This window comes from Spiroplasma endosymbiont of Phyllotreta cruciferae, assembly GCF_918697755.1.
Genome location: NZ_OU953854.1, coordinates 115206 through 130513, shown reverse-complemented (window position 1 = coordinate 130513; position 15308 = coordinate 115206). Strand labels below are relative to the sequence as shown.

The window sequence follows — 15308 nt, the reverse complement described above, 5'->3', positions numbered from 1 at the left end:
TTCTTTAATTAATAGTCATTAGATAAATCTTAATAAAAAATAACTATAAATTCAATAAATATAGAGTTATTTTTAATATTAATTTAAACAAAATTAAAAATAGTTTTAACAACAATATTATTAAAACTATTTTAATTAGTTCTTTTTTATAATAACAACAAAGTAATTTTAATTAGTAATTTCTGTTACTCGTCGTTTTTTAATTGAATTCATTGCAACAAATCACGATGTTAATAAAATAATAGTAATAATAGCTAAAGCAATTAATGGACCTTTAATATTAATTGGAATATTTAAAACAATTTTAAAAAGACTGTAAATTAAAACCCCAATCCCTTGTCAAATTAATATTGAAGCAATTCAAGCAACAATAAAAGTAATAACAACTCCAATGACATAACTACCCATAACAACAAAGTTAATTTTACCATTGTTATATCCAATTGCTTTCATTGTTAAAATAATTGGAATTAACTCATCAATAATGACCATTACTACAACTACTAATAAGATTAAAATAATTAACGCAACTAATAATTCAAACATCAGCATTGAACTATTCATTTTTTTTAACATCTCATCAACTGATGTTCGAATAATATTTAACGGCAACATTCCAAAATCACTCCCTGTTGTTCCTGTCCCTGCCATGTTGCTGATTAAGGTAGCAGTTACTGTTTTAATATTGATGTTAAGTAACAAGTCTCAAATTGATTGATTATGCGTAGCGGCAATTACTAAATTATTGACAATAAATTTTAAATTTTTAATTGATTGTGCCATATTTTTTAAATCAATTTTACCATGATACATTTTTTGTTGTGAATACAAACCATTATAAATATTTGTTTCTGGTTGTTTCGGATCAATTGTATTTGCAACAAATAAATTATACATAACATTATTATAACTAGTATAAATGTCATCAGTAACCGTATTATTTTAATGACCCCAACAACTTCAACACTAGTTTTATTTGGTGTCTCCGTTTTTACTTTAAAAGTATCAACAACTTTATAGTTAGCATTCCGTGCTAATTTGTAAGAGATCAGTCCCTTAATTTTATTTGGTGCATTTGTTGATTTAAAAATTTCATCAATTTGTTGTTGGGAAACTCCCCATCAATTTAATGCATTATTATAATAACCTCCAACACCACCATTATTATTAAGTCCCTTAATTGTCATCCCCGGTTCATCAAGATTGATGTCTAAAACAACCGGTAGTGAATAGAAAGTTGTTTCTTGGTTAGGATTGTATCAAAAATCATTAAAGGTTACAACTGGATTAGTACTATCATCCATCATAATTGCATTCAACATTAAACTCATTAAGTTTGGATAAATACTTGGATCAATTCTATTTTGAAGAAAAATATTATTAATATTCATTACACTAAAAATTGTTTTTAAATCTTTTAAATACAGATATTGATTATCACCACTCTGGTTTTGAACATTATATTTTTGTAGTAAAACAATATATTGTTGTCCTGCCGTTGGTGAAGTTGGATCAATTCTATTAAAGGCATCATGAAAATTCGCTGCTGTCTGGTTGGTTTTTGTAATATCACTAAGGTTATGATAAGTTTTAAACTTAAAATCATATTGGTGATATTCTTGATCATTAACAACCAATTGCCCATTTGTCTGACCATTTCCGTTAATTCGTGGGAAATTATTAAATGTTAAAGTATGATCTAATTTACTATTTAACATATTAAACATCCCACCAGTAATTGATTTAGCAATGTTTGTTGCGCCTAACATTAATATTAATAATAATGATTATGAAAAGAAAAATAAAATAATTGTTAAAGTAAATTTACCTTTATTCCGAGAAGTAAAAGCAAGTTGTAACCGTCAAGTAAATACTTTGCCGCGTTTTGACAATGACCGTGATATAATACCAGCACGAACTGCCTTATTACTTTTTGCAACATTATTTACTAATGATAGAATTGGCTCTTTAATATATAAAAAGGTTGTAATATAAGAAGCAATGGTGAAGAAGACAGGAACTACGATAAAAATTATTACCACGAATCCTCATCCAGCATAAACTTTATCATAACTAATGGTTACCATTGTTTCAAATTGCCCATACATGTAAATTTGCAACGGAATTGAAAGTAAATATCCAAAAATTAGACCGCCCATAATCATTATTAATGTTTTAACAGTAAAAATTCAAACCAACTCACTAGTACGATATCCTAGTGCTTTAAAAATTCCTAATTGTTTTCTTGTTTTATTCATTTCTTTTTTCATCACGAAGCTAATAAAAATAAATGCTAAAACAATCATTCCAATTCCTAATAAAGTGTAAATTGTTGTTGTTACTTTCATTGAACTAATCTTTGAAACTGGTCCTAATGAATCATAGGCCGTTAAAACACCACTACTTGCTAAATAAACTGATTTATCAAAGTTATTTTTTTGAGCAAAAGCATTACGCAAAGTAACAAATGATGAATTATTTAAAAAATTAACTTTTTGATTTATTCCAAAATTAAAACCTTTTAATTTGTTTTGACTTAGTCAAACCTTTTGATACATTGTATTTAAAATATTGTCATTAACAAAAACTGCAGCATATTTAGAAGCATAACCAGTCATTGAAAAATAATCGGCTTATGATAAAGTATCAACTTTTGTTCCAAATCCACTAATAACTGGATGATTTAATTCTGGAACCAATGTTCCTAAACTATAAAAATTAATTTTGTCATTTAACTGATAATTATTATCTTTTGCAAATTTATCAGTAACAACAATTTCATTATTTTGTGTTTTATTTTCTCCTTTTAACATAACTAAATTATTAATTCATTTTCCTAAAATAGGATTAACCTTTTTAGTTCCACTTGTAATATAATAATAACCATCCGGGGTGATTGTTGTTGGGGTTGGATATGATTCATAATAAAATTCTAAATCAACTGATAATGCAAATTGATTTTGATATGTTTCCATAATCTTACTATTAACATAATAAGATGCATCATTAAAAACTTCGCTAGCTAATAATGTTCTTCCCCCATAACTAAGATCAGTTGGTGTTTCGGGATAATTAAAATAATTATTTAAAATATTTTTTAAATCTTCTCCCCATGCCAATTGGTTTTCAACATTTCCAATTGGATCATTATCTTTACTTTTTAAAGCATCATAACCAACTTGTGATAAAATTCCTAATCCATTTTGATCTTTAATTGGTGCTAAATTATAGTCTGTTGATTCACTAACAAAATAATTATACGTAAACTCATTTTCAAATTTGGTTGGTGAACTAATTAAACTATAATTTCAAGTATTTGCTTCTCGATTAATACTTTTGTTTTTACCTAATAACTGTAATGGTGATGCTAAAATTCCAATTACTGCCAAAGATAAAATTGTCACAAATAAAATTAAACCTAATGATTCAACTCATTGTTTAAGATAGGTTCTAATATAACTTTTTAAAACTTTCTTCATCTTTTTTCCTCTTTTCTTAAATTTTTACTAAAAAAATAAGAAAAAATTAATTTCGTAAAATTATCTTTCAACCATTAATAATAATTTTTGTTTCTTTAATACTATTATCATTTTGTGTTAATAATAACTCACATTTTTCGTTAAGATTATCTTCATCGTTTAGATTAACTTTGCTATTCTTATCATTAATCAAACTATTAAGATAAATTAAAAAGAAATCCATTGCATATGTTGTTGCTAATGTTTTTGCCGTTGCTTGTTGCATTTTAAGTAAGCAAAAGATTGTTTTTTCCATTTTATTAGTACTAATCTTGGTAATTACTTTTTGCAGTAAATTTAAGAAACATAATTTTACCATTAATAAAACGACAAGCATAAAACATAATACTAAGATACTACGTAAAATGTTAGTTAAGACATTAAATAAAATAAAATTCAAAAGGTAATTAATAGTTTTAAATGATACTAAAAATGTTCATGGTGTTAAAATTAAAAATAAAATAATTAACAAAATTGTTTTTGTAATTAAAAAGAAAAAATTGTTTTTAGTTAAAATGGCAGTAATCCATAAAATTCAGGTTGGAATAAAAAAATATCAAAAATATGTGTGTAATAAAAAAGTTGCACTTTCAAATTTTATTCGTGTAAAAAAACCACCGGCATTAAGAAGACAAAATACAACTATAAAATAATATTAAAAAAATAATTTACTTGGTTAAAATTTTGGTTCTTATGATTATTATATTTAAACATTGACTTGGAATTAATTAATAAAGTAACTCCCGTAATGATTAGAAAAGAAGCAACATAAAAAGTATAACTACCAATATTAGAAGAATAAGGAACATCATTATTTCAAATCATTTTTTTATTAACATAATCTTGATACAATCTCATTATTGACACTACTCCTTTCCTTTTTGTTTTTAAACATTTATATTTATTATAATAAAAAAATCTATAAAACACTAATAATAGCGTTTTATAGATTAAGATCAATCAATTTCACTTGGTTTTTTTGGATGTGTATTTTTCTTAATTTGATCAATTAATCCATTACGAACATGAATAACTGTATTTGCAATATCAGCAATATTGGGGTTATGAGTAACAATAATAACTGTTGTTTTATATTTTTTATTAACATCAACTAAAATTTCAAGTACTTTCCGACCCATTTCTTCATCTAAAGCTCCCGTTGGTTCATCACCAAATAGAATGTCAGGATTTTTTGCTAATGCTCTAGCAATCGAAACCCGTTGTTGTTGACCACCCGACATTTGATGAGGATACTTGTTCATTTGTTCTTCCATTCCAATTGTCTCAAAGATATCTTTAATTGTCATATCTTTATTTTTACTTAGGTTTTCACCAACTTCGGCATTTTCTTTTGCAGTTAAATTAGTTAATAAGTTATATTGTTGAAAAATAAAACCAACATTATCTCTTCGGAATTTTGTTAAATCAACATCTTTTAATAAAGACAAATTATAACCAATAACAAAAACATCACCACTTGAAACTTTATCTAATCCTGAAATAATATTTAGCAAGGTTGTTTTCCCTGATCCAGAAGGACCCAAGATAACAATGAAATCTCCTTTTTCTAATTTTAAATCAATCCCTTTTAAAACTGGTGTTTCAACTTCTCCGGTAATATATGATTTTTTAACATCTACTAACTCAATAACATACTTACTTGTATCTTGTTTTGTGCTAGTTGTTGAAATTACTTCCCCTTTTAAAATTTGTTTTGAATATAATTTAGTTTGTTTCTTTTGTTCTTTTAGTTTTTGTTTAAATTCTTTAACTGCAGTATAATCGATTTTTTCTTTTTTCTCTTTTGGTTCTTTTACTTTAGACTGCTTTCCTTTAGTTTTTGTTTCTTCTGTATTAGGTGCTTTTCCCATTTCAGCCATTTTGTTTTTTCCTCCCCTGGTAAATATCACATTACATTTTGCAATTAATTTTTATCATATTAATATCATAACAAAATTATTTTAATTTTACCAACTTATTTATATTTATTAAAGTTATTCTTTTAAAAGACTTTTTAAGTCAGCAGCTTTAATTGCATATTTTTTACGACAAAAATCACACACAATTTCAACTTCGCTATTTTTTTCTAAAATTTCATTCAATTGTTCATCACCTAATAATTTAGCTGATGACAAGGCTTTTTCATATGAACAACTACATTCAAATGCCACAGAATCAGTTTCCAATACTTTTGCATTTTCATCAATTAATTTAAAAATATTAGTTAGATCACTTTCGGTAATCAACTTCTGACTAATACTTTCTAAATTACCAACTTTTTCTTCTAAATAATCAATATCTTCATCCTTATGTTCTGGTAATAATTGCGCATAAAAACCAATTGCTTTAGCAATTGTATTATCATCATTCATTTTAATTGAACAAGCAATTACTGATTTAATCTGTTCACTTTGTGCTAAATAATAAGTAAAATCTAAATTAATTTCACCAGAAATCAATTCAATTTGACCAGAAAAGCTGTCTTTAATTCCCAAGTCTTTCATTACTCGTAAATAACCATCAGTTCCCACTACTTGCGAGATTACGTTGTTACTACGATCAATTTGTTCAACATCAAATTGCGGATTCCCACAAAAAGCACGAACTTTATGACCAGTATATTCTGCCATAATTGTTCCAATTGGGCCATTTCCATTAATAATAGCTGTCATTTTATCCGTTGCATTTTTCATATCACTACCAATTAAAATTGTTGCTAATACAACTCTTGACAAAGAAATTGTTGCTAATGGATTAGTTTCGTGTAATTTGATAATGTTATTTAGTGCTTCAGTTGCATCCACAACAGTCATTTTTACATTGTGGGAATTACTAATTGCCTTAATTACTTTATCTTTACTCATTTTATCAAACTCCTTCATAATTCTGTTCACTCTGCAATTATAGTACAACTATTTTTAAAAGTAAAATAAAGAGTAGGTTTTGATTATTCCTACTCTTTATCATCTGATTCTTTTTTATTTTCTTCTTCAGGATGATCTTTTTTTCGTTCTTTTGGTTTAACTTCTAAAATTTCACCTTTTTCTTCTTTTTCTTTATGTCTAGCTGCACGCTCTTTTTCACGAATTACTTCATCTGGTACTTTATTATATTTATTAATATATTCAATTTGCTCAGCAGTAATTATTTCTAACACTTTTAAACTTTCAGCAATTAAATCTAATAACTCACGATTTTCTGAGATTAATGCTTTTGCTGTAACATAACAGTCATCTAAAATTTTACGAACTTCCGTATCAATTTTAGCAGCAACATCTTCTGAATAACGTTTTGTTGCACCAGTGTATTCATCTTTTGGTGATTCAAATTGCACTAATCCTAATGAACTCATTCCATATTCAGTAACCATATGACGAGCAATATTTGTTGCTTTTTCTAAGTCATCATGTGCTCCAGTTGTTATTTTGGTTTTTCCAAAAATAATTTCTTCTGACGCACGCCCACCCAAGTAACCAGTAATTGTTGCATATAAGTTTTCTTTACTATGAAACATTGTTTCTTCTTTTGGTGTCATGATTGTATATCCACCAGCTTGTCCACGCGGAATAATTGTTACCTTTTGAACTTTGCTAGCTGCTTCTAATTTTAATCCAATTAAAGCATGTCCAGCTTCATGATATGAAACAATGTCTTTGTCCATAACTGAATATTTACGTGATTCTTTTGCTGGTCCCCCAACAACACGATCAATCGCTTCATCAATAATATTAATTGTAATAATTTTTAAATTATTACGAACACATAAAATTGCTGCTTCGTTTAAGACGTTTTCTAATTGAGCTCCCGAAAAACCAGGTGTTCTTTCTGCAATTCGTCTAAAATCAACTTCAGTTGAAACAGCTTTATTACGAGCATGTAATTTTAAAATTGCTTCACGTTCATTAATATCTGGTAATGAAATTTGAATTTGGCGGTCAAAACGACCAGGTCTTAATAACGCTGAATCTAAAACATCAACACGGTTTGTTGCTGCCATCACAATAACTCCGGTATTAGTGCCAAAACCGTCCATTTCAACTAATAATTGGTTTAATGTTTGTTCATTAGCACCACTACCAATTGAAACAGTTCTTTTTCGTCCAACAGCATCAATTTCATCAATAAAGATAATACATGGGGCTGCTTTTTTTGCCGCAATAAACATTTCACGAATTCTTGAAGCACCAACCCCAACAAACATTTCTTCAAATTCAGAACCTGAGATTGAAAAGAAGGGCACTCCTGCTTCACCAGCAACAGCTTTTGCTAGCAAGGTTTTACCCGTTCCCGGTGGTCCTTCCATTAATACTCCTTTTGGTGCACGTGCTCCCATACTTGAATACTTTTGTGGATTTTTTAAGTAATCAACTAACTCAACTAATTCTGTTTTTTCTTCGTTAATTCCAGCAACATCCGAAAACTTAACTGTTGATTGAATTTGACGAGCTTTATTTTTCCCCATTGAGAATGGGTTTGCTCCACCCATTCCACCAGACATTTTTGATAATCGCATAACCATAAAGACAGCAACTCCTATTAATAATAACCATGGAATTAACTGAATTAACATTACTTGTCATGGTGGGACAAATTCATGGTCAACCGAAACAAGACCACCTTTTAATTTATCAGCAAAGTTTTTATCTCAAGTGTTTTGAGTTTGACCTGTTTGATAAGAATAATTGTTAAATCCTTCACGATTTCACTCTGAGCTATAACGAACAGTTTTTGTAACACCATTGTCAACATATTTAATAACACCTGACATTTGAACACTATTACGACCAACACCAGCAGTAATAGTGATTTCCTCAATTTGGTTATCATTATACTTTTGCGTATTACCAATGGTTCTCATATCGCCTTCACTAATTTTTGTAACATCTGAGCGTGTTCATAACAGAATTGTTAACACAATTAACCCAATAAAAATAAATGAACTTATAACAGCAAACCACATTCTTTTTTTATTCATAATCATTTCCTCTCCATCAAGACTCTGAAACTAATCTTTTTAAGTCATTTAAAATGATAACCCGATTCTAAACTATTTTATCATAAAAAAAAATAAATTGTGTTTTTCCGGTCAAGTATTATTAATAAATTTATTAATTTTTAAATCAATCAAATTATTAACATAAACAAGTTTATTTTGAGCATCCAAAATAAAATAACTTTTTCGAGCTAAAATTGGGATCTTATTTTTAATAAACCATCGATTCAAAGGTGTTTTTGCAAGAATCACTTTCTGTAAAAAAAGAACATCATTTGTAATTGTTAATGGAAATTGATCGACTCCTATTTTAAAAGCACAACTTTTGTTTGTTCCTTGCGAAATTATCTTTTCTTTTCATTTAATAGGAAACTTTGTTGTCATTGTAATTTTAACAGTTATTGGCTGTAAAGCATTATTATTAATAATTTCAACATTATCATATGATTTAACTAAAGAATAATCATTATTAACTTTAATAATAATATTTGGTTTTTCACTTTTTAGCTCTTTAATTATTTCATTTAAAAATTTTCTTTTTTTATTGCTAATTAACTGAACAAGATTATTCATTTTAAAATAATTAAAAATAATAATCTTTTGCAATTGCATATTATTAATAATATTAAAACTAGCAACATTAATTTGTCCAAAATTATCAATTAAATAATTTTTTGCCATTAATTTCAATTGCTCATTTTCACTATTTTTTTGGTTAATTTCTAATAACATATCTTGTAAATTAATTTGTTGAATTTCATTTCTAATAATATTACGATTATAAATTCCTAGAATATTAGTTGAATCAATTGCATAGTTAACTTGATTATGAAAAAGATATTCAATAATTTCTTCTCTAGTTATTTTCAACATTATTCGAATTATTTTAAGTTCAGAACCTAATAAGTGTGAATGATAATAACTAATTTGATTTAAACCATAATGTTCAACAATTACGTTGCGTTGTTTTTGCAAGATGTATGTTTCAATATGATCAGTCAAATTATGAGCAATTAAAACACCCTGACAGTGATGTTTTTTACTAATTTGGAAAAAAAAATCATAACGAATATTACGAGCAATATTTTGAAAATTATGAGAAATTGTTTGGTACTGATCGTAATCTGCTGGTGTTACTCTTTTAAAATAAATTTTAATATTTCGTTTTTTACAATATTCAATAACAATTTGTTCATCATAATCACTATACTCTCGTTTTTGATAATTTATTAAACAAACAATAAAATTATTAATATCTAATTCAGGATTATGATAAATGTTGTCAAGCAAAAACATACTATCTGGACCACCTGATACCCCAATAATATATTTTTCATTACGATTTAAAAGTTTGTCATCCATTTTAATCACCTATTTTCGAAATAATTTTAAAACTGTGTCACTATATTAATAATCATTATTTTGTACTATAATTGGTCTTTCAATAATAAGACCATCGCCACCTTGAAACCGTGCTTCAACTAAAACATTATTAGCTTCACTTTCTTGAAACGGATGAATAAACTGTAACCGTTTAATGTTAAAACCATTTTTAGTTAATAAAGTAGTAATTTCAAATAGTCTTGTTGTGCGATGAATTATTGTAAAATAGCCCCGGTTAGCAATTAATTTCTTTGCAGCTAAAATAATATCTTCTAATGTTAAAGTTGTTTCATGCCGTGCTGGAATTAGTAATTTACTTTTTTCATTTAATTTTGATTCACCAATTTTAAAAAATGGTGGATTACATAAAATCAAATCATATTTAAAATTCGCATTTATCTTAACATATTCGTTAATATCATCATGAACAATTCTAATTTGCGTGGTCTTTTGATTCAATACCACATTTTCTTCCGCTAATTGAACTGCTTCTTGTTGTAACTCAATTCCAGTAATTTCTGCTGAAGTTAATGTTGATAAAATTAATGGAATTGCAGCATTATTAGTTCCAATATCAAGAATTTTTTTAGTTTTAGCATTTAAAGTTGCAAACCGTGCCAATAAAACAGTATATAATGAAAAGTTAAACATATCTGTTCGTTGGTTAATTTTAATTCCTTCATAATCTAACAAATCATTTAAAACTTTCACTTTACACCTCGTTATATAAATCAATCAATCCTTTTTCTAAAACTAACTCTTTATTTAAATTCTCTAACAGTAAATTAGCAATCGTATAAGAAATTTCAATTAATTTAGTATTTTTATCATTTAATTTTTTAATTAAAGTTTGATCTATAATTTCATATTTACTTCATTCTTTTCTTTTTAAAATATTAGCAATCTCTAAAAAAAGTTGACGAGACTCTAAATTATCATAACAATTTAATTGACGAATATGAATAAAATTATTTTCTGGTGTGCTTGCAAAATTTTTAAAGAAAGTTTGAATAAACTTTGTTTTAAAGTCATCAATATCTAATTCATCAACTGTGTTTTCTAAAATAACATTTAAGCAACGTGATTTGATTGTATCAATGACTTTTGTTTTATTTGTTGTTAATAAAAAAGCATATGTATTTTTACTAGGCTCTTCTAAAAAATTCAATAATGAATTAGCAGCTTCTAATGTTAATAAATCTGCACCATTAATAACATATACTTTAATTCCAGTTTGTTCTAATGCTGAATAACTAAAAGTTTGAATGATTTCTTGAATTGTCTCTTTTTTAATTGTTGTTTCAAAATCTGTTGTTTCAAAATCGCCACTAATTTTTAAATCATAATAGGTTTTATTATTGATACGTTGACAAGTTTCACATTGACAATCAGAATCTTTTTTCTCTTGACATAATAAAAACTTAATAATTTCAGTTGTAAAAGTTTCTAACTTAATTTTATTATTACAAGAAATTAAAAGTTGATTTGATAAATTATTTTTTAAAATTAAATTTTTAAATAATGCCATTTTCTCTTCATCACTTTGCGAAAATAAATTATTCATTTTTCTTATCCTTTATTTTCTGAATTATTTCATCAACATAATAATAAACCTGTTCTAAAACTTCGTTAACTGACTTACGAGCATCAACTACTTTAATTCGCTCAGAATGTTCGCTATTTAAAACTTGATACCCTTCATATACTTTTTCATGAAATGATTCTTGTTCCAAGTCTAAACGATTCATTTCACTTTCATTTCTAACTTTCATCCTTTCATTTGCCATTGCTGGTTCAATATCAAAAAACAAAGTTAAATCTGGTTTTGTCGTTCCTAAAACAATTGATTGAACTTCATCTAATGTCCGAATTCCTAAACCACGAGCATAACCTTGATAAGCTGATGTTGAATCCATAAAACGATCACAAATAACAATCACCCCTTCTTTCAACGCTGGCAAAATATCTTCCATAACATGTTGTTTTCGTGAAGCAATATATAATAAAGCTTCTGTCCACGGATCCATTCCTAAATTATGTTTGCTCAAAATAACATTTCGAATTTGTTCAGCAATTTCATTGCCTCCTGGTTCTCTTGTTAAAACAACTTGGTATCCTTCTGAACGTAGTTTTTCTTTTAGTAATTTTGAAATTGTTGTCTTTCCAGAACCATCAATTCCTTCTAATGTTATAAATAGCATTATTACACACTCTCCGTTCTTAAATATCTTTTCGACATTCTAATGCTTGTTTTAAAGTTACTTCATCAACATAATCTAACGATCCTCCAATTTGAATTCCTCGAGATAAACGTGATATTTTCACATTAAAAGGCTGCAAGACTGTTTTTAAATATTGTGCTGTTACTTCACCTTCAAAAGTAGCGCCAACAGCAATAATAACCTCTTTTATAATTTTATCATTCATTCGAGATTCTAAAACAGGAAAAGTTAATTTATCCGGTGCAATACCATTTTTAACATTAATTTCGCCATTTAAAACATGATAAACACCATTAAAAACTTTTGTTGCTTAAATTTTTATTACATCAAAAAAATTACTAACAACACAAAGTTTTGTTTGATCTCGTAAATCATTTTGACAAAATAAACAAATATTATTTTGCATTAATGTTGAACATATTGGACATTGTTGAAAGTTATCTTTTATTTCTTTAAAAACGTTCTCTAACGAGTCAAATAATTCTGGCTTAATAATTAACTTATTAAAAATTCTTTCTGCCACTTTTTTACCAACACCTAGAGTAGTTTTTAATTCCATAACTAATTCTTCGTAAGTCATAATTAAGTCTCCTATAAATTAATCAATTATCTTAATATTATCAAAAATTTGGTTTCCTGTCTCAAGGAGATCTTTATGATCATCATAATTATCAATTTGTTTAACCAATAAATTTTGATAAAATTCCTCCACATCCGTTAGCGTTGCTTCTGGCAATTTATTTGCTTGACGAATTTTAACATAATCATCACGGACATTATTTCATTCACTTTCGCTTAAAGCAATGATAACAAAATCAAAATCAAATGCCTGAAATATTTTATTACGGAACTCTCAATCACACATTTCAAAACTAATTCAATTCGCTTCTGGTTTCGTATTTGTTACAATGATTAAACCTTGTTCTGATGCAGCAGCATATTTAACATCATAAAAACTAATTAGTTTATCTAATTTAACAACTTTTCTTTTTTCATTGATTAATTCCATAAACTTACTTTCAAACTTTTCTCGTTCTTCTTTATTAGCTTTAATTAAAATATTAAAAATTTGATTAATTGAGTAATTAATGTTAGTAAGTTCATAAATATTAATTTTATTTTTCATATCATCACGATACTTCTGCAAATCAGTTATGCCTTCTAACTCTTTCCCATGTGGAGTTTGTTCTAATTCTGTTGGAAAACTATTTTCCTGTTGAGAACCTTTACTAGCATTAAATTCTGTCATAATATCCTCAGTTATTTTTCCTGATGTTGATTGTGCTGGTTGTGTAAAAGAAACATTGTTTGATTCTTCATCATCAAATAATGAAATATTACGAAATAACGGTTGTGAATTTGGTATTTTTCTTTCTGAATGATGTTCAACATTTTCAGCATTTTTTTCCTTAACTTGTTGTGGCTCTGAAAGTTTTTCACTAATGGTTTTATTACTATCGGAATTATTTTCCATTATTTTTATATTTTTGGTAATTATATCTGAATTATCCATTTTACTATATGCTACTTTTTCAACGCCAGTAGCAATAGTAAGATCACTTAATTCCAGATCATCTAAGTTTTTAACATTACCTTCAAACATGGCTAAAGCTTTTAACAAGATTAATTCAAAATACATTTCTTGTGTTCTGCTACTACGCATTTTGGTTGATGCCTCCGTAAATAAATCAAGTAACATTAATAACTCTTCTGGGGTTACTTTATTTGCAAATACTTTTGCTTGATTTTCTGATAATAAATTTAAAAAAACAATATTCCCAGTTTGTTTATATTCAAAAACTTCTTTTAAAATATCTAACAAATTTAATGTTAAAATTTCAAAATCAGAACCAGCCTCATAAATTTTTTTACTAGTTAGTAAAACCTCTTCTTTTTTATCTTCTAAAATATCTTTTAATAATTTTAACTTAACATTTTTTGAAACTGTTGCAAAAATAATATTAACACTCTCTAGGGTAATATTACGATCAGAAAACATAATTACTTGTTCTAAAATACTTAATGAATCACGTGCGCTCCCATCTGCTAGAATTGCAATTTCTTTGATTGCAACTAAGTCATAATTGATTCCTTCTTTTCGTAAGATTTCAATTATGTTATTTTCTAATTCAACTTTTGGTATTTTTCGAAAATTATATTGTTGACAACGTGAAATAATTGTTGCCGGAATTTTGTGACTCTCTGTTGTTGCCAAAATAAAGACAACATGTTGAGGTGGTTCTTCTAATGTTTTTAGCAAGGCATTAAAAGCTGAATTAGTTAACATATGAATTTCATCAATAATGTAAACTTTATATTTTGCCATTGTTGGTAATAACTGGACATTATTTCTGATTTCTCTAATTTCATCAACACCATTATTTGAAGCCGCATCAATCTCAAAAACATCAACTGCTCTACCACGATTAATTTCATTACAACTTGAACAAGTATTGCAAGGATTACCATTATCTAAACTAGTACAATTAATTGCTTTTGAAAATATTTTTGCAATCGAAGTTTTCCCTGTACCACGTGGGCCAGAAAATAAATAAGCATGTGAAAAAGTGTTGTTAGTAATTGCATTTTTCAAAGCTTTTATAATTTCAACTTGACCAACAATTTTATCAAAAGTATTTGGTCGATATTTACGATATAACGAAATATAATCCATTTCCTTACCCCCATAATTATTATTTATAGTTTTATTTTACTCTTTTAATTTAAAATATTCTATCTTAATTGCTCAAAGAATTTTTTCATTAAATTTTTAAACATTATATTTTCTTCATTTTTTCGAACATGGTGAACTTTCATTTTTGATAAGTCAAAAGTATGATTTGATTTTACGAAACCAAATTTTTCATTTGATAAATAATAATTAATAACTTTAATTCCTGAATTAATTATTGCTCCTAAACACATCATGCATGGTTCAACAGTCACTCAAATTGAACAATCATTAATTTTATTTGTTCTTTTTTTGCGACAAGATTTATTTAAAGCATAAATCTCAGCATGTGTTGTAACTGAGTTTTTTGTTGTTTTATTATAACCGATTGCAATAATTTTACCTTTTTGATCAACAACTAATGCAGAAATTGGAACATGTTTTTTCTTGTATGCTCGTTGTGATAATTTATATAATTTATTAAAAATTAGTTCGCTTTCCTTCATAAACTCACCCTTATC

General features: G+C 26.9%; 17 protein-coding genes and 1 pseudogene. All 18 read right to left on the bottom strand.

The window, feature by feature from the left end; all coding sequences use genetic code 4:
• Window positions 1–168 precede the first annotated feature (168 nt).
• Window positions 169–783, bottom strand: a complete 615-nt coding sequence (locus tag NL276_RS00705; RefSeq protein ID WP_253301564.1) for an FtsX-like permease family protein — start codon at window positions 781–783, stop codon at window positions 169–171.
• Window positions 784–788: 5 nt separating this feature from the next.
• Window positions 789–1769, bottom strand: coding sequence for a hypothetical protein (locus tag NL276_RS00700; RefSeq protein ID WP_253301563.1), 981 nt, complete (start codon window positions 1767–1769; stop codon window positions 789–791).
• Between the two features lie 18 nt (window positions 1770–1787).
• Window positions 1788–2618, bottom strand: coding sequence for an FtsX-like permease family protein (locus NL276_RS00695; RefSeq protein WP_253301562.1), 831 nt, complete (start codon window positions 2616–2618; stop codon window positions 1788–1790).
• Between the two features lie 15 nt (window positions 2619–2633).
• Entirely contained in the window at window positions 2634–3479 is an 846-nt protein-coding gene (locus NL276_RS00690) for a hypothetical protein (RefSeq protein ID WP_253301561.1), read from the bottom strand.
• A gap of 46 nt (window positions 3480–3525) precedes the next feature.
• Window positions 3526–3837: a hypothetical protein gene (locus NL276_RS00685; protein ID WP_253301560.1), complete on the bottom strand. Its 312-nt coding sequence runs from the start codon at window positions 3835–3837 to the stop codon at window positions 3526–3528.
• Between the two features lie 323 nt (window positions 3838–4160).
• Window positions 4161–4376, bottom strand: coding sequence for a hypothetical protein (locus NL276_RS00680; RefSeq protein WP_253301559.1), 216 nt, complete (start codon window positions 4374–4376; stop codon window positions 4161–4163).
• A gap of 92 nt (window positions 4377–4468) precedes the next feature.
• On the bottom strand, window positions 4469–5398 hold the full coding sequence (locus tag NL276_RS00675; RefSeq protein ID WP_253301558.1) for an ABC transporter ATP-binding protein: 930 nt from the start codon (window positions 5396–5398) through the stop codon (window positions 4469–4471).
• A 114-nt stretch (window positions 5399–5512) separates the two neighbouring features.
• The gene (locus NL276_RS00670) at window positions 5513–6382 is read right to left on the bottom strand and encodes an Hsp33 family molecular chaperone HslO (protein WP_253301557.1); all 870 of its coding nucleotides are present in this window, start codon (window positions 6380–6382) and stop codon (window positions 5513–5515) included.
• 89 nt (window positions 6383–6471) lie between these two features.
• Entirely contained in the window at window positions 6472–8493 is a 2022-nt protein-coding gene (gene ftsH, locus NL276_RS00665) for an ATP-dependent zinc metalloprotease FtsH (RefSeq protein ID WP_253301556.1), read from the bottom strand.
• Window positions 8494–8565: 72 nt separating this feature from the next.
• Window positions 8566–9873, bottom strand: coding sequence for a tRNA lysidine(34) synthetase TilS (tilS, locus tag NL276_RS00660; protein ID WP_253301555.1), 1308 nt, complete (start codon window positions 9871–9873; stop codon window positions 8566–8568).
• A 45-nt stretch (window positions 9874–9918) separates the two neighbouring features.
• Window positions 9919–10605 carry a tRNA1(Val) (adenine(37)-N6)-methyltransferase gene (locus tag NL276_RS00655; RefSeq protein ID WP_253301554.1) on the bottom strand — a complete coding sequence of 229 codons (687 nt, stop codon included), beginning with the start codon at window positions 10603–10605 and terminating at the stop codon, window positions 9919–9921.
• 1 nt (window position 10606) lies between these two features.
• On the bottom strand, window positions 10607–11458 hold the full coding sequence (locus NL276_RS00650) for a DNA polymerase III delta subunit-related protein (protein WP_253301553.1): 852 nt from the start codon (window positions 11456–11458) through the stop codon (window positions 10607–10609).
• A complete protein-coding gene (gene tmk, locus NL276_RS00645; RefSeq protein ID WP_253301552.1) occupies window positions 11451–12095 on the bottom strand; it encodes a dTMP kinase in 645 nt (214 codons plus the stop codon). The genes NL276_RS00650 and tmk overlap by 8 nt, the downstream gene beginning before the upstream one ends.
• 19 nt (window positions 12096–12114) lie before the next feature.
• Window positions 12115–12219 carry a toprim domain-containing protein gene (locus NL276_RS05035; protein ID WP_370281047.1) on the bottom strand — a complete coding sequence of 35 codons (105 nt, stop codon included), beginning with the start codon at window positions 12217–12219 and terminating at the stop codon, window positions 12115–12117.
• A pseudogene (locus NL276_RS00640) lies at window positions 12214–12405 on the bottom strand (toprim domain-containing protein); the annotation flags it as partial. The gene NL276_RS05035 and the pseudogene NL276_RS00640, both read right to left, overlap by 6 nt.
• A 21-nt stretch (window positions 12406–12426) precedes the next feature.
• Entirely contained in the window at window positions 12427–12696 is a 270-nt protein-coding gene (locus NL276_RS00635) for a hypothetical protein (RefSeq protein ID WP_253301551.1), read from the bottom strand.
• Window positions 12697–12714: 18 nt separating this feature from the next.
• Window positions 12715–14790, bottom strand: coding sequence for a DNA polymerase III subunit gamma/tau (dnaX, locus tag NL276_RS00630; protein WP_253301550.1), 2076 nt, complete (start codon window positions 14788–14790; stop codon window positions 12715–12717).
• Window positions 14791–14849: 59 nt separating this feature from the next.
• Window positions 14850–15293, bottom strand: coding sequence for a deaminase (locus tag NL276_RS00625; RefSeq protein ID WP_253301549.1), 444 nt, complete (start codon window positions 15291–15293; stop codon window positions 14850–14852).
• Between the last annotated feature and the right edge of the window lie 15 nt (window positions 15294–15308).